This is a genomic window from Bacillus sp. PK3-067 (assembly GCF_056738645.1).
The window spans coordinates 4,438,079-4,456,444 of record NZ_CP096490.1 but is presented as its reverse complement, the minus strand read 5'-3'; the positions used below and the strand labels follow the sequence as shown (position 1 = coordinate 4,456,444).

Sequence of the window (18,366 nt, the reverse complement as noted above, 5' to 3'; positions counted from 1 at the left end):
TATGAACGCTCTCGCTGGAAAAACGGTATTGATTACACGTGCCCAGCATCAAGCGAAACAAATGAGTGTAGCAGTGAAAGAAAAGAGCGGAATTCCATTGGAAATTCCGCTTTTGCGTATGGAAGGTATGTCTCATAGGCAAATTCAACATATTGAAGAGCAGCTACATTCATACGACTGGGTTATTTTTACGAGCAGAAATGGTGTAGCTTTTTTTCTAGATAGTTTAAAAAAGAAACTACCGCTAACCATTAGAATCGCTGCGGTAGGTGTGAAAACAAAATTAGAGTTAGAAAAAAGGGGCTATCAAGTTCATTTTGTTCCGACTTCATTTGTTGCAGAAGCATTTGCAGAAGAGTTTCTAAAAGAATTAAGTGGAAACGAACGTATTTTATTTCCGAAAGGGAATTTAGCAAGAGAGGTAATTCCGGTTGCACTTCGGGAAATTGGTGTTTCTCTAGATGAGCTAATCGTATACGGTACGAAAGTGAATATAGAAAAAAAGCAAGAACTTATAGCAGCATTGAAGTTAGGGAAAGTAGACATTATTACATTTACGAGCCCTTCAACTGTTACTAGTTTTGTTCGTTTACTTGAGGGTACAAACTGGAGAGAATGGACAAAAAAATGTACAATTGCTTGTATAGGACCTATTACGGAAAAAGAGGCAAGTCTTTATTTTCCGTCTGTTATTGTGCCGAAAGAGTACACTGTAGAAGCATTACTACAATATGTTTGTGAATCTATAAAATGAAAGAATGGGGATAGAAATCTATGAACTCTTTACAATTTAATCGTCATCGTCGTTTAAGACAAAGCGGGGGCATGCGTGCACTTGTGCGTGAAACGTTTTTACATACGGAAGATTTTATTTACCCTATTTTTGTATTAGAAGGTGAAAATGTTCGTAATGAAGTTCCTTCTATGCCGGGCGTATATCAAATGTCTTTAGATTTATTGCAAGCTGAAATGCAAGAAGTTGTTGATTTAGGTATTCGTTCTGTTATTGTATTTGGTTTACCTGCTGAAAAGGATGAAGTTGGATCATCAGCATATTGTGATCATGGAATTGTACAACGTGCTATTCAGCAAATTAAAGGTGATTTCCCTGAGCTAGTAGTAGTTGCAGATACATGTTTATGTCAATTTACAAGCCATGGTCATTGCGGTGTAATTGAAGATGGGATTATTTTAAATGACGAGTCTCTTGCAGTTCTTGCGAAAACAGCTGTAAGTCAAGCGAAAGCAGGAGCGGATATTATTGCGCCATCAAACATGATGGACGGCTTCGTAACAGCAATTCGTCATGCATTAGACGAAAATGGTTTTGGACACGTGCCAGTTATGTCGTACGCTGTGAAATATTCATCAGCATTTTATGGACCATTCCGTGATGCTGCGCACGGTGCACCGCAATTTGGTGACCGTAAAACATATCAAATGGATCCGGCAAACCGTATGGAAGCATTCCGTGAAGCAGAATCAGATGTAATGGAAGGTGCAGATTTCTTAATCGTAAAACCAGCTCTTTCTTACTTAGATATCGTTCGTGATGTGAAAAATAACTTTAATTTACCAGTTGTCGCTTATAATGTAAGTGGTGAATATTCGATGATTAAAGCGGCAGCGCAAAATGGTTGGATTAATGAAAAAGAAGTTGTTCTTGAAAAATTAATTAGTATGAAACGTGCAGGGGCAGATTTAATTATTACGTATCATGCAAAAGATGCAGCAAGATGGTTACAAGAAGGAGGCGCTAAATAATGAAAAAGTTTGATAAGTCAATTGCAGCGTTTGAAGAGGCGCAAGACTTAATGCCTGGTGGCGTAAATAGCCCGGTTCGTGCCTTTAAGTCTGTTGGGATGAATCCGTTGTTTATGGAGCGTGGAAAAGGCTCTAAAGTATATGATATCGATGGGAATGAATACATCGACTACGTATTATCATGGGGTCCTTTAATTCATGGTCATGCAAATGATCGTGTTGTAGAAGCGTTAAAATCTGTTGCTGAAAGAGGTACAAGCTTCGGTGCACCAACAGAAATTGAAAATAAATTAGCAAAACTTGTTATTGAGCGCGTGCCATCAATTGAGATTGTGCGTATGGTTAACTCTGGAACGGAAGCAACAATGAGTGCACTACGTTTAGCTCGTGGTTATACAGGTCGTAATAAAATCTTGAAATTTATTGGTTGTTACCACGGTCATGGTGATTCGTTATTAATTAAAGCTGGTTCTGGTGTGGCGACTTTAGGTTTACCAGATAGTCCTGGTGTACCAGAAGGTGTAGCGAAAAATACGATTACAGTAGCTTATAACGATTTAGAAAGCGTAAAATACGCGTTTGAACAATTCGGTGATGATATTGCTTGTGTAATTGTAGAACCAGTAGCAGGAAATATGGGGGTTGTTCCTCCGCAGCCTGGATTTTTAGAAGGTCTTCGTGAAGTAACAGAACAAAACGGTGCATTGCTTATTTTTGATGAAGTAATGACAGGGTTCCGAGTAGCTTATAATTGTGGCCAAGGTTATTATGGCGTAACGCCTGATTTAACATGCCTAGGTAAAGTAATCGGTGGTGGTTTACCGGTAGGAGCATACGGTGGTAAAGCAGAAATTATGCGCCAAGTTGCGCCAAGCGGACCGATTTACCAAGCTGGTACTTTATCAGGTAATCCACTTGCAATGGCGGCAGGTTATGAAACGTTAGTACAGTTAACGCCAGAATCATATGTAGAATTTGAGCGTAAAGCTGAAATGTTAGAAGCTGGATTACGTAAAGCAGCTGAAAAACATGGCATTCCGCATCATATTAACCGTGCAGGCTCTATGATTGGTATTTTCTTTACAGATGAACCCGTTATTAATTACGATGCAGCAAAATCTTCAAACTTAGAATTCTTTGCGGCTTACTATCGTGAAATGGTAGAACAAGGTGTATTCTTACCACCATCTCAATTCGAAGGTTTATTCTTATCGACAGCACATAGTGATGCAGATATTGAAGCGACGATTGCAGCAGCTGAAATTGCAATGTCAAAATTAAAAGCGTAGTGTATTAGAGAAAATCGCTCTCCATAAGGGGAGCGATTTTTTTTATTCATAAAGTAAGCTTCCCACACATAAATCTGTAATGACATATAGTTTGGGAGGGGGAAAAGAAGTGGCTACAGATCATTCATTACGATTTTCATTAAAAGAATCTGTGTGGTTCCAAAAAGGACAGGAAGTCGAAGAACTTTTGTCAATTTCGTTAGATCCAGACGTTGAGATAGAAGAGCTTGATCATGAAGTAATCGTGAGAGGACAATTAGATTTAACGGGAGAGTATGTTGCACGAAAAGATGATTCCGCGTATTCATTAAGAGAACTATCGCCAGCAAAGTCAATTGATTATGTAGAAACAAGAGAAGATGGGGTTAATGAACTTGTTCATTCCTTTCCACTTGAAATATCAATTCCGAGAAATCGAGTGAAAGTAATTGAAGAGCTATATGTATCAATCGAGGAATTTGATTATGAATTAAAGGAAAATGGTTGCTTACAATTATTAGCGGATATATCTATTACCGGTTTGTGTGATGAAGAGAGAAGCGAGGATGAAGTTGAAGAGGAAGAAACGGTGTATGCTGAGTTAGAAGAAGATTCAGCGCAAGAGGATGAAAATAGACCGGCGCCGCATGTAGAAGAACCAGCATATAAGGAATCAGATGAGTGGGAAGATTACGCATTTGAACCGTTCCAATTAGAGGAAAGAAAAGAGCAGGAATTAGAAGAAGAGAAAATAGAAGAACATGAATTTGTGGAACGTGAAGAGGAGCAAGAAACAACGCCGCAATTTGAACTGTTCGGACGAAAAGATTTCAAGAAAGAAAAAGCGAAAAAGCAGGAAGAACAAGAAGAAGAGTACTCACAGCGAGATGAAAATGCGCTTTATTTAACAAAACTATTTACGAAAGAACCGGAAGAAGAATTTACAAAGTTAAGAATGTATTTCGTGCAAGAAGGGGATACAATTGAATCTATTGCAGACCGTTATGAAACGTCTGTACAAAATTTATACCGTGTCAATCAAACAGAAGATATATTTTTAAATACGGGGCAAATTATTTATATTCCCGTTTCAAGGGTAAAGGCGAAATAAGGAAGTGAGTGTTTTCACTCACTTCCTTTCTTAGAGGCTATGTTTTGAATAGAAAGGGTTATTCGTATGGATATTGAGTTGCGAAATCACTATGAACCTATCGTGAGGCAATATAGATTGGATACGCAGCATATGGAAGAGCACGGAAATGTAATGAAAATTTATACGAATCAAGGTCCATATGCACTCAAGAAAATAGAAGGCAGAAAGTTAGAGCGGAATAACTTTCTGCATCATATTCAATATTTGAAGGAGAAAGGTTTTTCAAATTATGTACCTATATATCATGCGACGGATGGAAGTTATATTTTAAGTGACGGGACGTATAATTATTATTTAATGCCTTGGTTAGAACGTGCAGAAGGAAACGGTGAGGACAATGATCAATACCATAAAATGTTTCAGACACTTGGAACGTTGCATCAAAAAACTGTGAAGGAAGAAACGTATACGGAAGAAGATTTAGAAAAACATTATACAAGTATATCCGATCGTTGGGAAAATGATGGTGAGATGTTAGAAGAGTTTCTCGTAGAATCTGAATCAAAATGGTATATGTCCCCGTTTGAATTGCAATATTGTACGTACTATCATCATGTAATGAGAGCGCGTGAATTTGCAACGAAGCAATTAAATGAGTGGAACGATGCGATGAAAGAAAAGGAGAAAACGCGTATTACTTTTGTGCATGGTAATGTGTCACTGAATCATTTTTTATTTGACTATGAACGGAATGGCTATTTTATTAGTTTAGAAAAATCGAAGTTTGCAACGCCTGTGCAAGATATAGTAGGTTTTTATTCACGGTCTTTAAACACATATCCAATCGCAAGAAGTGATCGGTTTGAATGGTTTCAAATGTATCAAAAAAATTTCCCTTTTACGAAAGAAGAGCAACTACTTATGTTTGCGTATATGACGTATCCATCGCAATTTATTCGGCAAATCCAGTCTTATAAGAAAAGAAGAGATAATCGTAACGAGGAAAATGAACTGCGCGGAGTAAAGAGTTTGCAACAATCGCATTGGCTCGTTAGCAATATAGAATATTTCCTGTCACAATTACAAGCTGCCCAGCAAGGGAACGGATAAAGTAAACATTCCCCGCTGATGATTAGCCTTCACTAATTGGGCGTTTACGGGCACCAGGGCTCCCATCTAACTTCTTTGCTTCAGCTGAGTTTTGAGGTGGAGGTCTTACTGCCCACAAATAGCGGGGTAAAGAAGATAAGTAGAGGATTCTACTTATCTTCTTTTTGGCACCAAAAGCTGTAGTTTTAAATTTATCTTGACGAATAAGGTTTCGTTTTTTACACTATTGTATATAATAATTAACAATCATATAAATGCCTTGAAGGGGAAGAGTATAACATGAAACGTCTTCAGAGAGGAGAATCATTAGCTGGGAGATTCTCTAGATAGTTATGTTAGAAGGTAGCCCTGGAGCATCTTTTCTGAACGGAATAGTTCTTATTAGGAAAAGACGGATTTGTCCGTTATCAAATTAAGAGTATAAGCAAATTATGAATTTGTTTGTAAATAAAGGTGGTACCGCGATGTCCCTCGTCCTTTTTGGATGAGGGACATTTTTTATTTTAAGGAGGGAAAATAATGTCAAACACGGAAAAGAATTTACCAACTAAATATGATCATATGTCCGTTGAAGAAGGCCTTTATCAATGGTGGCTTGAAGGCAAATATTTTGAAGCAACAGGAGACGAGAAGAAACAACCGTATACAATTGTAATTCCACCTCCAAACGTAACTGGTAAGTTACACTTAGGTCATGCTTGGGATACAACTCTTCAAGATATTTTAACTCGTACGAAGCGTATGCAAGGATACGATGTACTATGGCTTCCAGGAATGGACCATGCTGGTATCGCAACACAAGCGAAAGTAGAAGGAAAACTTCGTGAAGAAGGTATTTCACGTTACGATCTTGGCCGTGAAAAATTCCTTGAAAAAGCTTGGGAGTGGAAAGAAGAGTACGCTTCTCACATTCGTCAACAATGGGGGAAAGTTGGTTTAGGACTAGACTATTCTCGTGAACGCTTCACATTAGACAAAGGTTTATCAGATGCGGTTAATAAAGTATTCGTTCAATTATACGAAAAAGGCTTAATTTACCGTGGTGAATATATCATCAACTGGGATCCAGCAACACGTACAGCTCTTTCTGATATTGAAGTAATTCATAAAGAAGTTCAAGGTGCATTCTACCATATGAACTATCCGTTAACAGATGGTTCTGGTCACATTCGTCTTGCTACTACTCGTCCAGAAACGATGCTTGGTGATACAGCAGTAGCAGTTCATCCAGAAGACGATCGTTACAAACATTTAATCGGAAAAACAGTTACACTTCCAATCGTAGGCCGTGAGATTCCGATTATTGCTGATGAGTACGTAGAAAAAGATTTCGGAACGGGCGTTGTAAAAATTACGCCAGCTCATGACCCGAATGACTTTGAAGTAGGTAACCGTCATGACTTACCACGCATCTTAGTAATGAACGAAGATGGATCGATGAACGAAAAAGCTGGTAAGTATAACGGTATGGATCGTTTCGAATGCCGTAAAGAATTAGTAAAAGACTTACAAGAAGCTGGCGTATTAGTAGAAATCGAGCCACATATGCATTCAGTAGGTCATAGTGAGCGTAGCGGTGCGGTTGTTGAGCCTTATTTATCAACACAGTGGTTCGTAAAAATGGCTCCACTTGCTGAAAAAGCAGTAGCGCTTCAACAAAAAGAAGAAGAAAAAGTAACGTTCGTACCAGAGCGTTTTGAAAACACATATTTACGTTGGATGGAAAATATTCATGACTGGTGTATTTCTCGTCAATTATGGTGGGGACACCGTATTCCAGCTTGGTACCATAAAGAAACTGGTGAAGTATACGTAGGTACAGAAGCACCAGCAGATATTGAAAACTGGAATCAAGATAACGATGTACTTGATACATGGTTCAGTTCAGCATTATGGCCATTCTCCACACTTGGTTGGCCAAATGAAGATTCAGCAGACTTCAAACGTTACTATTCAACAGATGCACTAGTAACGGGTTATGATATCATCTTCTTCTGGGTATCTCGTATGATTTTCCAAGGTTTAGAGTTTACAGGCGAGCGTCCATTTAAAGATGTATTAATTCACGGTTTAGTTCGTGACGAGCAAGGTCGTAAAATGAGTAAATCTCTTGGTAACGGTATTGATCCAATGGATGTTATCGAGAAGTACGGTGCAGATGCAATGCGTTTCTTCTTATCAACAGGAAGTGCACCAGGTCAAGATTTACGTTTCAGCATGGAAAAAGTAGAATCTACTTGGAACTTCATTAATAAAATTTGGAACGCATCACGTTTCGTATTAATGAACATGGATGATATGAAGTATGAAGAAATCGATTTAACTGGTGAAAAATCAGTTGCGGATAAGTGGATCTTAACTCGCTTAAACGAAACAATCGAAAGCGTAACACGTAACATGGATAAATATGAGTTCGGTGAAGCTGGTCGTTCATTATACAACTTCATTTGGGACGATTTCTGTGATTGGTATATTGAAATGGCGAAACTTCCACTATACGGTGAAGATGAAGCAGCTAAGAAAACAACTCGTTCTATTTTAGCTTACGTATTAGATCAAACAATGCGTCTATTACACCCATTCATGCCATTCGTAACAGAGAAAATTTGGCAACATTTACCGCATGAAGGCGAGTCTATTACAGTAGCTGCGTGGCCAACAGTTCGCGAAGATTTACAAGATACGGAGGCTGCGGCAGAAATGCACCTTCTAGTTGATATCATTCGCTCTGTTCGTAACATCCGTGCAGAAGTAAATACGCCAATGAGCAAAAAAGTTCAAATGCAAATTAAAGCAAAAGATGAGGCTGTACTTGCTCAACTTACGAAAAATAGCTCTTACATTGAGCGTTTCTGTAACCCAAGCGAATTAACAATTCAAACGGACTTACAAGCGCCAGAAAAAGCAATGACTGCAATCGTAACAGGTGCAGAGTTATTCTTACCGTTAGCTGATCTTATCAATCTTGATGAAGAGAGAGCTCGTCTTGAGAAAGAACTTGAGAAGTTCGATAAAGAAGTAGAACGTGTACAGAAGAAACTTTCTAACCAAGGTTTCGTAGCGAAAGCTCCTGCAGCGGTTATTGAAGGAGAGCGTGCGAAAGAGCAAGATTACCTAGAAAAACGCGAAGCAGTTCGTCAACGTCTAGCAGATCTTGAAAAGTAAAAATATTTTTAGAGACTCACTATATTGGTGAGTCTCTTTTCTTTGCGTATAATAGAACTATGAAAGTTGTCTTTTGAAAGGGGAAAAGCATACGTGATACATACATACGAAGAAGCGATAGGGTGGATTCATAGCCGATTGAAATTTGGTATTAAACCAGGATTAGAAAGAATGAATTGGATGCTAGAAGAGCTCGGAAATCCAGAGCGTCATATAAAATGTGTTCATCTTGCTGGTACAAATGGAAAAGGTTCAACGTTAACATATATGCGTTACATGTTAGAAGGCGCGAAATATAAGGTAGGAACGTTTACCTCTCCTTACATCGAATCATTTAATGAACGCATTAGTGTGAATGGAACACCAATTGCAGACGAAGAGATTACTGAACTTGTAAAGCTGGTAAAACCAGTCGTGGAAAAACTAGATGAAACGGATTTAGGGGAAGCGACAGAGTTTGAAATTATTACTGTTATGGCGATTTGCTATTTCGGCAAATTCAATTTCTGTGATGTTGTTTTATTTGAAACAGGGCTTGGTGGACGTTTTGATTCTACCAATGTTATACACCCTGTTCTCACGATTATTACGAATATCGGTCACGATCATATGCATATTTTAGGAAATACACTAGGAGAAATTGCATATGAAAAGGCGGGGATTATTAAGTCTGGCGTGCCGGTAATTACTGGTGTACAAGATGAAGAAGCTTTGCAAGTCATTCAAAATGTTGCAAAGGAAAATCATGCAAACTTATACGAGATGGGCAACCATTTTACAGCATTACATAAACAGTCTAGTGAAGATGGAGAACAGTTCGATTTCACTTGTCCTTTCGCCTCTTTTGAAGATGTGCGAATCACAATGAAAGGCAGCCACCAAGTAGGAAACGCAGCACTTGCGCTTATGGCAGTCATGTATGTAAAAACATACTTATCATTTTTAATTGAGGAAGAAGAAATAAGAACTGGATTACAGGAAGCGTATTGGGTGGGGCGCTTTGAAAAACTGCAAAGTAATCCAGATATTATTATAGATGGTGCTCATAATCCAGAAGGTATCGAAAGCCTTGTGAAAACAGTAGAAGCGCATTGCAAAGATAAAAATGTAATAGTGTTATTTACTGCCCTTGGTGATAAACAATTACATAACATGGTAGGCCAATTAGAAACCATTGCAGATGAAATTATTTTTACAACATTCGCCTTTGATCGTGCTATTTCTGCTGATAAGCTTGCATCATATTCACAGAAAGAATCAAAATTAGTTTTTGAAAATTGGAAAGAGGCAATTGATACAAAAGTTGAAATGATAGCAGAAAATGATGTTTTTATCATAACAGGTTCTCTTTATTTCATTTCTGAAGTACGAAAATATATTTGCGAGAAAAACTAGATAGTCTTTGCTATCTAGTTTTTTTGTTCTACAAATGAAGTCAAATGCATACATATAAGATAAATATATAGGGTTATTTGGCGAATTCCTCTGACAAATATCTCGTTTTTTTATGAAATGAATATGATATGATGCGGACAACGATAAGAGGTGAGGTGTGAGTGTATGGACAAGCAATCACGAACGATCTCAGTGAAAGTGAATGGAACAGAAGCGAAGTATGAGGAAAAAAAGAAAGATGAATTTGAATGGATGGTAGTAGAAAGTGAACGACCGAAAAATGTTGTTCCGTTTCAAAAAGCGAAATCAATGTCTGTGGAAAAATACCGAAAGAAGTGGAGTAATACATTAATTGTAATCGTTGCAACTGCAATCATTATCGGTACGGCGTTTGGAATGGGGATGCTTCATTTACTTACTGGACAAGGAACGACAGGAGGAAGTGAAGTGACAGCTTCAAGGCCGACTGGAAATGGAGAATCAAAGGTGGGTGGAACGGCAGAACAAACACCAGCACCGAAAGAAGAAAAACAAAAAGCACAAGCAGGAACTTCATTGGATCCAATGAAATTATTTTTTGTTCAAGGGGGGCTTTATTCTTCTGAAGAAAAGGGACAGGCAGCTCTTGAAGAATGGAAAGGCAATGGGGGCATTGGTGCTTTGAGACCGAGCGGTGATAAGTATGCAATAGTTGTTGGTATTGCTAGCGATGAACAGTCTATAAATCAATTAATGACTAAGTATAAAAATGATGGTGTCTCCGTTTTAAAAAAGAACTGGGATATAACAGATAAAGCATTGCTGAAAGATGATAAAGAAGTAGGAACATTTTTAACAAAAGTGCAGCCATTATACACTCATTTAGCAAAATATGCTTCTAGCGTACAAGTTGGTGGAAAAAGCAGCGCAAAAGATATAGAAGTAATTGAAAAAGAATGGAAAAAGGTTGAAAAAGAAGGGAAAAGTATGAAACAAGAAGAAGCAAAGAAACTGTATATGTATACGTCGGTAGCTGTACAAACAGTAAAAGATGGGAAGATGGATAAGGAATCTTTGGCGAAATTAAATCAAGTTATTATTGATGGTTTACTCTCGTATGAAAAAATTGTTTCGTAGAAAGTGAAATGATAGGATAATAAAATGAGTAAGAAAGAAGTACATGTACTTCTTTCTTTTCTTTTGAATTTAGAGCAAAGTGCTTTCTCTATGACAGGAATATAATCGTATGCAATAAAGAAGTGTTATTTTAGTTAGAGAAATTAATATTTCTTTCATTTGTGGGCAAACTATTCCTTTGATACGATTAATATAAATTGTTCTGCTTCATGTGAGAAAGGAAGGAGAAAATATGAGAAAAATAATTTTAGCTTCAGGGTCACCTCGGAGGAAGGAATTGCTTGAGTTAGCTAGTGTGCCATTTGAAATCGTTGTAAGTGAAGTAGAGGAAACAATTGGTGCATATTCATCGCCTTCTGATATTGTAATGTCGCTTGCCTTGCAAAAAGCATCAGCGGTGGCAGAAAATAATAGTGATCACATTGTGTTAGGTGCAGATACAATTGTTACATATGAGTCGCGTATTCTTGGTAAGCCTTCTAATGAGGATGAGGCGAAAGAGATGTTGCAATTACTATCAGGGAAAACACATGAAGTGTATACAGGTGTTGCAATTATAGCAAAAGAAAAAACGGTTACTTTTTATGAGCGTACAGAAGTTACATTTTGGGAGTTAACAGAAGAGGAAATTGATACATACGTCGCGTCGAAAGAACCTTTTGATAAAGCCGGTAGTTATGGGATTCAAGGTAAAGGATCTATTTTCGTTCAAAATATTCAAGGGGACTACTATAGTGTAGTTGGCTTACCAATTGCACGTCTCGTTCGGGAATTAAAACAATTTGATATTGATGTAACCCATGCGTAAAATTGCATGGGGTTTTCTTTGAGAGAACAAATAAAGGGGTGGAGAGATGAACGGTATTCGTGATGTTGTAAGAGAAGAACAGCCACGGGAGCGTTTATTGTTAGAAGGTGCTGGAAGTTTATCAAATCGAGAGCTTCTCGCAGTGTTACTCAGAACAGGTTCTAAAGAAGAAACAGTTTTAAAGTTGTCAGATAAAATTTTACATCAATTTGATGGCTTACGTATGTTGAAAGATGCAACATTAGAAGAGCTAATTAGTATACATGGTATTGGGATTTCAAAGGCATCGCAACTTATGGCAGCCTTTGAACTAGGCAGAAGAATGGTACGTTTAGAATATCAAAATAGATATAGTATTCGAAGTCCAGAAGATTGTGCGAAATACATGATGGAAGAAATGCGTTTTTTACAACAAGAGCATTTTGTTTGTTTATATTTAAATACAAAAAATCAAGTTATACATAGGCAAACGATCTTTATTGGAAGTTTAAACACGTCAATTGTACACCCGAGAGAAGTTTTTAAAGAAGCCTTCCGTCGTGCAGCAGCCTCTATCATATGTCTTCATAACCATCCCTCAGGAGATCCCACGCCGAGCCGTGAAGATATTGCAGTAACAAAACGCTTAGTAGAATGCGGCCAGATTATCGGAATTGAAGTGCTTGATCATATTATAATAGGTGACCATAAATTCGTGAGTTTAAAGGAAAAAGGTCATATTTAAGACTATGCTTTTTACTTATTTTGTTTTATAATGTGATTTATGAGTTTTTTGTAGAAATTTATCTACAAAAAGGATAAAGATATAAAAAACGTACTGTTTTTATAATATAAAGTAAGAAAAAATGAGTCCGTGAAAACAAGAAAGGAAGATAAATAATATGTTTGGATTTGGTGGATTTACTCGCGATCTTGGAATAGACTTAGGAACTGCGAACACGCTTGTATATGTAAAAGGAAAAGGTGTAGTTTTACGTGAACCTTCAGTAGTTGCGTTACAAACTGATACGAAACAAATCGTTGCTGTAGGTAGCGATGCAAAACAAATGATTGGTCGTACACCAGGGAACGTTGTGGCACTTCGCCCGATGAAAGACGGTGTAATTGCTGATTATGAAACAACTGCAACAATGATGAAATATTACATTCAACAAGCTCAAAAATCAAACGGTTTCTTCTCACGTAAGCCGTATGTAATGGTATGTGTACCATCTGGTATTACAGCTGTAGAAAGACGTGCAGTAATCGATGCGACTCGTCAAGCGGGTGCTCGTGATGCTTATCCTATCGAAGAGCCATTTGCAGCAGCAATTGGTGCAAACTTACCTGTTTGGGAACCAACTGGTAGTATGGTTGTTGATATCGGTGGCGGTACAACAGAAGTTGCAATTATTTCTCTAGGTGGTATTGTAACAAGCCAGTCAGTCCGTGTTGCTGGTGATGATATGGACGATTCAATCATTCAGTACATTAAGAAAAGCTATAACTTAATGATCGGTGAAAGAACAGCTGAAGCATTAAAATTAGAAATTGGTTCTGCAGGCGAGCCAGAAGGTATCGAGCCTATGGAAATTCGCGGTCGTGATTTAGTAAGTGGTTTACCAAAAACAGTACTAATTCAGCCAGAAGAAATTGCAGATGCATTAAAAGATACAGTAGATGCGATTGTAGAATCAGTTAAAAATACGTTAGAAAAAACTCCACCTGAATTAGCGGCTGATATTATGGACCGCGGTATCGTATTAACAGGTGGCGGGGCATTACTACGTAATTTAGATAAAGTAATTAGTGAAGAAACGAAAATGCCAGTTCTTGTTGCAGAAGATCCATTAGATTGCGTAGCAATTGGAACAGGTAAAGCATTAGACAATATCGATCTTTTCAAAACTGCTGCTCGATAATATTGCAAAATAAAAATCAGTGAAATTAAGAGGGTGTGAACGTGCCACAGTTTTTCTTAAACAAAAGATTAATTGTTTTGTTGGTTAGTATTATTCTTCTCGTGGCATTGATTGGAATCTCATTGAAAGAACGGAACAGTTTAACATGGCCAGAGCAGTTTGTTAAAGATACTGTCGGTGTTGTAGAACGTGTATTCCAAAAGCCAGCGAAATACGTAGCTGGATTCTTCGAAAATGTAGAGGATGTAAAGCGCACGTATGAAGAGAATAAAGAATTAAAAGCAAAATTAGATAATTATGCAGGTCTATCAGGGAAAGTAAAACAATTAGAAGATGATAACAAGAAGTTACAAGAGCTAACTGGTAAAAAAGAGTTAAATAGCGGGTATACTGAAATTCCAGCTACTGTTGTTTCTCGTAATCCAGATAAATGGTACGATTTAATTGGAATTGATAAAGGGGCACAGCAAGGAATTAAAAAAGATATGGCTGTAGTAACTTCACAAGGGTTAGTTGGAAGAGTGAAAAGTGTATCTCAGTTTACATCATCAGTAGAATTACTAAGTTCTATGAGCCGAACAAATCGCGTTTCTGCTATTGTACAAGGGCAAGAGAAAATCTTTGGATTGATTGAAGGTTATGACAAAGAAAAGCAATTACTTCTTTTCACAAAGATTGGCTCTGATGCACCGGTAGAGAAAGATCAACTAGTTGTAACATCTGGACTGGGTGATATTTTCCCGAAAGGTCTTGTAATTGGAAAAATCGTTGAAGTTCAGCCGGATGCATATGGCTTAACAAAAACAGCTTATGTAAAACCTGCCGCTGATTTAAATGACGTAGAGCATATTACGGTTGCTAAACGTGCAACACCTTCAGCGCCATTAGAATAGGAGGAGAAGAAGAGATGATGAAGATATTAAAAAGAGCAGCTCTTCCTCTTTTGCTCCTTTTTGTGTTTCTATTTGAAAATATGTTTGCTACTGTTGTTCCAACGGATGTATTTTGGAAAGACAGCATAGCAGCACCGCATTTCTTTATAATCGTCTTATGTTTTATTACAGTGTATTATAGTCCGGTCCAAGGGATTTATTACGGACTATTATTTGGCTTCTTATTTGATACCGTATACACAGAACTTGTCGGGATATATATTTTTGCTTATCCGATTTTAGCTTATTTAGTATATAGTGTGATGAAAGTACTACAATTGAATTTATTTATTGTTGTTTCTATCATATTAGCTAGCGTTGTAGCACTAGAGTATTATGTGTATGGATTCTTAACTTTATTAGGACGTACTCATATGCCAGCGTATGTCTTTTTCACAGATCGTCTCCTTTCTACTTTATTGTTAAATGCTATTTTCTTATTGATAGTTTGTTTCCCACTGAGACGATATATAGTGCGTCTTTCAAAAGCGATGGAAGAAAAAGAAAAAAGGATTTTCTAATTTTATGTCGAATTGAATCGGTGGGGTGAACTTTAGTGGAAGAAAAAAAGCAACAAAATGTAACGATAAAAGGGACAAAAGATGGGATAACGCTTCATTTAGATGATTGTTGTTCATTCTCAGAATTATTGATGGAATTAGACGAAAAACTTTCTACACATTACTACGATGGTGATGGGCGCTCTTTAATTGAAGTGCATGTGAGAGTAGGAAATCGTTATTTAACAGAAGTCCAACAAGAAGAGATTCGTACGTTAATTCGTAATAAAAAGAATCTTGTTGTGGATTCAATTGAAAGTGATGTTATCACTAAAGCAGAAGCAATAGCTTGGAAAGAAGAAACAGAAATTGTCCCTATTTCCAAAATTGTTCGCTCTGGACAAGTTTTACATGTAAAAGGAAATTTATTGTTAATTGGAGATGTTAATCCAGGCGGAACGGTTATCGCTGGGGGGAATATTTTTGTCGTAGGATCATTAAGAGGAATTGCACATGCTGGGTATTATGGGGATTCGGATGCTGTAATCGCTGCATCTGTTATGAACCCGATGCAACTTCGAATTAGTGATGTGGCAATGCGGGCTCCGGAAGAGAAAGAAGACGGAGCGGAGGCGGCAGAATGTGCGTATATTAATGAGAACAATCACATTGTTGTCGATCGCCTGCAACTTCTCACTCATCTTAGACCTAATTTAACAAAGTTAGAAAGGGGAATTGTATAGCTGTGGGAGAGGCAATAGTAATTACATCTGGAAAAGGCGGAGTAGGTAAAACTACTACATCTGCGAACATTGGTACGGCCCTAGCGTTATCTGGAAAGAAAGTGTGCTTAATTGACACAGATATCGGTCTTCGAAATTTAGACGTAGTAATGGGGCTGGAAAATCGTATTGTATTTGATCTTGTTGATGTCGTTGAAGGGCGTTGCCGTTTACCTCAGGCTCTTATTAAAGACAAACGTTTTGATGATCTTTATTTATTACCTGCAGCACAAACGAGTGATAAATCAGCGGTAACACCTGAACAAATGGATGAATTAATACAAGTATTACGTCAAGATTATGATTACATATTAATCGATTGTCCTGCGGGGATTGAGCAGGGATTTAAAAATGCGGTAGCTGGTGCGGATAAAGCAATCGTTGTTACGACTCCAGAAGTATCCTCAATGCGCGATGCGGATCGTATTATTGGGCTTTTAGAAAAAGAGGATATTGAACCACCCAAGCTTGTTATTAACCGTGTACGTAGTCATATGCTTCATGAACAGGATATGTTAGATGTTGATGAAATTGTACGTACATTGTCAATCGAGCTTCTTGGTGTTGTCGAAGATGACGATGAAGTTATTCGAGCTACAAATACAGGTGAACCTGTGGCGTTGCAACCAAGCGGAAAAGCAGCGTTGGCTTATCGTAATATTGCAAGACGCTTGTTAGGTGAGAATGTACCATTACAAGCATTTGAACAAGAAAAGGTATCGGTATTTGCAAAGGTGAAAAACTTCTTTGGAATCCGTTAAGAGCACTTCGCACATATGCGAGGTGCTTTCTTTTTTCTTCACACGAATATCTTTCTTTCTTAGCTCATACATATGTACAAACTGTATACAACTGTTTCTAATGAAATTAGCTTAACGAAAGAAAGGAGACAGTATGAAGAATAGACGCGTAGAAGAAATTAAAAAGCGGATTGCAAAAAGGAAGGCCGAGCAAGAAAGGATGGAGGAAGAGCAGTATTTTAACGGAGGGAATTTTGATAGTGAAGCAGTATTTATTGAAGATGGAGAAAAGGAAATGCATCCTTTATTTCGAAAGGAAGTCTTTTTCTTCAAAGTTTTATTATCAGCAATATTAGTTCTTTCGGTTGCTATTTTATATAAGAATGCTCCTTCTTCATTCAATGGAGCTAAAGCTGTTACAGAAAAAGTGATGAAAGAGGAATTTCAGTTTGCTACTGTAGCGAAATGGTACGAAAAGCAATTTGGAAAACCGCTTGTATTCTATTCGCCGAACGAGAAAAAAGAAGGAAGTATTCAGCAAAAAGATTATGCAATTCCTGCTTCTGGAAAGGTAATGCAAGGGTTTCAAAAAAATGGCCAAGGTGTATTTGTCCAAACAGCTACAAATGCAAAAGTGGAGTCAGTAAATGAAGGGTTAGTTGTTTTTGCAGGCAAGAAAGAGGAACTTGGAAATACAGTTCAAATTCAACATGCAGATGGTACGGAGTCATGGTATGCAAACTTAAACGATATGTCAGTGAAATTATATGATTACGTTTCAAAGAAACAAAAAATTGGAACGGTGAGTAATGATACAAATGATAAAAATGGAAAGTTTTATTTCGCGATAAAAAAGAATGAGAAATTTATTGATCCGATCCAGGTGATATCATTTGATTAAATATAGGGACGTTTTAACGAAAATTTCCGTGCATCCATTATTTTGGGTTATTATTGTCATTGGTATTTTTACTGCGCGTTTTAAAGAGTTACTACTGTTATTTTGTATTGTTCTTATTCATGAACTTGGGCATGCTTTTGCAGCAGCACACTATAATTGGCGTATAAAAAGAATTCAGCTTTTGCCGTTTGGTGGCGTTGCCGAGCTTGAGGAACATGGTAATAAGTCATTGAAAGAGGAACTTGTTGTCGTAATTGCAGGACCGATTCAACATGTTTGGATGATGCTGGTAGGTTATATGTTGTTCAAAGCTGGTTGGCTGAATGCAGATTTATATTATTTCTTCATGTGGAATAATATAATTATTTTAGCATTCAATTTACTTCCTATTTGGCCGTTAGATGGCGGGAAAGTATTGTTTAATGTATTATCATATCGTTTCCCTTATTTACAAGCACATGAAAAGATGATGCAATTGTCATGTGTTTTTTTTAGTGTAATATTAGGATGGCAGTTACTTTGGAATAGTAACAATATTATGATGTGGGTACTACTCATATTTTTAGCAGTGTCATTATATCAAGAGTGGAAACAAAGACGGTATGCATTTATGCGTTTTTTATTAGAACGTTATTATGGAAACAAAAGAGGAATCGAAAAGATTGCACCTATTGAAGTGCAAACGGAAGATCGTTTATATACGATTTTCACAAAATTTCGTAGAGGATATAAGCATTCTATTATCGTCCGTGGAAAATATAAAGAGCATTACACATTGGATGAAAATGAATTGCTCTATGCATATTTTACTGAAAAACGAACAACTTCATCAGTTGAAGAATTAATCGGTTAGTGTTGACGATAGCACTAACCTTTTATTATTGTAAAAGC

17 protein-coding genes and 1 other annotated feature are annotated in these 18,366 nt (G+C 37.3%); all 17 genes read left to right on the top strand.

The window, feature by feature from the left end:
* Position 1 precedes the first annotated feature (1 nt).
* The 17 genes from hemD to spoIVFB all read left to right on the top strand — a co-directional run bounded on the left by hemD (position 2) and on the right by spoIVFB (position 18,328).
* Positions 2-754: a uroporphyrinogen-III synthase gene (gene hemD, locus M1D73_RS22915; protein WP_000992353.1), complete on the top strand. Its 753-nt coding sequence runs from the start codon at positions 2-4 to the stop codon at positions 752-754.
* A gap of 20 nt (positions 755-774) precedes the next feature.
* Positions 775-1,764, top strand: a complete 990-nt coding sequence (gene hemB / locus M1D73_RS22910; protein WP_001087065.1) for a porphobilinogen synthase — start codon at positions 775-777, stop codon at positions 1,762-1,764.
* Positions 1,764-3,053: a glutamate-1-semialdehyde 2,1-aminomutase gene (hemL, locus tag M1D73_RS22905; protein WP_000712943.1), complete on the top strand. Its 1,290-nt coding sequence runs from the start codon at positions 1,764-1,766 to the stop codon at positions 3,051-3,053. Before hemB ends, hemL begins: the two co-directional genes overlap by 1 nt.
* A gap of 79 nt (positions 3,054-3,132) precedes the next feature.
* Positions 3,133-4,143 (top strand): stage VI sporulation protein D, encoded by a 1,011-nt coding sequence (gene spoVID, locus M1D73_RS22900; RefSeq protein WP_002024850.1) that lies wholly within the window; start codon positions 3,133-3,135, stop codon positions 4,141-4,143.
* Between the two features lie 66 nt (positions 4,144-4,209).
* Positions 4,210-5,235: a spore coat protein YsxE gene (gene ysxE / locus M1D73_RS22895; protein WP_000350658.1), complete on the top strand. Its 1,026-nt coding sequence runs from the start codon at positions 4,210-4,212 to the stop codon at positions 5,233-5,235.
* A 250-nt stretch (positions 5,236-5,485) separates the two neighbouring features.
* Positions 5,486-5,717: a binding site (T-box leader), on the top strand.
* 37 nt (positions 5,718-5,754) lie between these two features.
* The gene (locus tag M1D73_RS22890; protein ID WP_481157966.1) at positions 5,755-8,400 is read left to right on the top strand and encodes a valine--tRNA ligase; all 2,646 of its coding nucleotides are present in this window, start codon (positions 5,755-5,757) and stop codon (positions 8,398-8,400) included.
* Positions 8,401-8,493: 93 nt separating this feature from the next.
* Complete coding sequence (locus tag M1D73_RS22885) at positions 8,494-9,795, top strand: bifunctional folylpolyglutamate synthase/dihydrofolate synthase (RefSeq protein WP_121868087.1); 1,302 nt, start codon at positions 8,494-8,496, stop codon at positions 9,793-9,795.
* 165 nt (positions 9,796-9,960) lie between these two features.
* Complete coding sequence (locus M1D73_RS22880) at positions 9,961-10,911, top strand: stage II sporulation protein B (protein WP_000361009.1); 951 nt, start codon at positions 9,961-9,963, stop codon at positions 10,909-10,911.
* 232 nt (positions 10,912-11,143) lie between these two features.
* The gene (locus tag M1D73_RS22875) at positions 11,144-11,719 is read left to right on the top strand and encodes a Maf family protein (RefSeq protein ID WP_001226290.1); all 576 of its coding nucleotides are present in this window, start codon (positions 11,144-11,146) and stop codon (positions 11,717-11,719) included.
* Between the two features lie 46 nt (positions 11,720-11,765).
* A complete protein-coding gene (gene radC, locus M1D73_RS22870; RefSeq protein WP_001013390.1) occupies positions 11,766-12,443 on the top strand; it encodes a RadC family protein in 678 nt (225 codons plus the stop codon).
* Positions 12,444-12,600: 157 nt separating this feature from the next.
* Positions 12,601-13,620, top strand: coding sequence for a cell shape-determining protein MreB (mreB, locus tag M1D73_RS22865; protein ID WP_000466736.1), 1,020 nt, complete (start codon positions 12,601-12,603; stop codon positions 13,618-13,620).
* A 41-nt stretch (positions 13,621-13,661) separates the two neighbouring features.
* Positions 13,662-14,513, top strand: coding sequence for a rod shape-determining protein MreC (gene mreC, locus M1D73_RS22860; protein WP_001135488.1), 852 nt, complete (start codon positions 13,662-13,664; stop codon positions 14,511-14,513).
* Between the two features lie 14 nt (positions 14,514-14,527).
* Entirely contained in the window at positions 14,528-15,073 is a 546-nt protein-coding gene (gene mreD / locus M1D73_RS22855) for a rod shape-determining protein MreD (protein WP_000975766.1), read from the top strand.
* A 35-nt stretch (positions 15,074-15,108) separates the two neighbouring features.
* Complete coding sequence (gene minC, locus M1D73_RS22850) at positions 15,109-15,795, top strand: septum site-determining protein MinC (protein ID WP_000391522.1); 687 nt, start codon at positions 15,109-15,111, stop codon at positions 15,793-15,795.
* Positions 15,796-15,797: 2 nt separating this feature from the next.
* Positions 15,798-16,595: a septum site-determining protein MinD gene (gene minD / locus M1D73_RS22845; RefSeq protein WP_000503309.1), complete on the top strand. Its 798-nt coding sequence runs from the start codon at positions 15,798-15,800 to the stop codon at positions 16,593-16,595.
* Between the two features lie 133 nt (positions 16,596-16,728).
* Positions 16,729-17,475 carry a stage IV sporulation protein SpoIVFA gene (gene spoIVFA / locus M1D73_RS22840; protein ID WP_000797471.1) on the top strand — a complete coding sequence of 249 codons (747 nt, stop codon included), beginning with the start codon at positions 16,729-16,731 and terminating at the stop codon, positions 17,473-17,475.
* Positions 17,468-18,328, top strand: a complete 861-nt coding sequence (gene spoIVFB / locus M1D73_RS22835; protein ID WP_000599058.1) for a stage IV sporulation intramembrane metalloprotease SpoIVFB — start codon at positions 17,468-17,470, stop codon at positions 18,326-18,328. The genes spoIVFA and spoIVFB overlap by 8 nt, the downstream gene beginning before the upstream one ends.
* Positions 18,329-18,366: the final 38 nt, after the last annotated feature.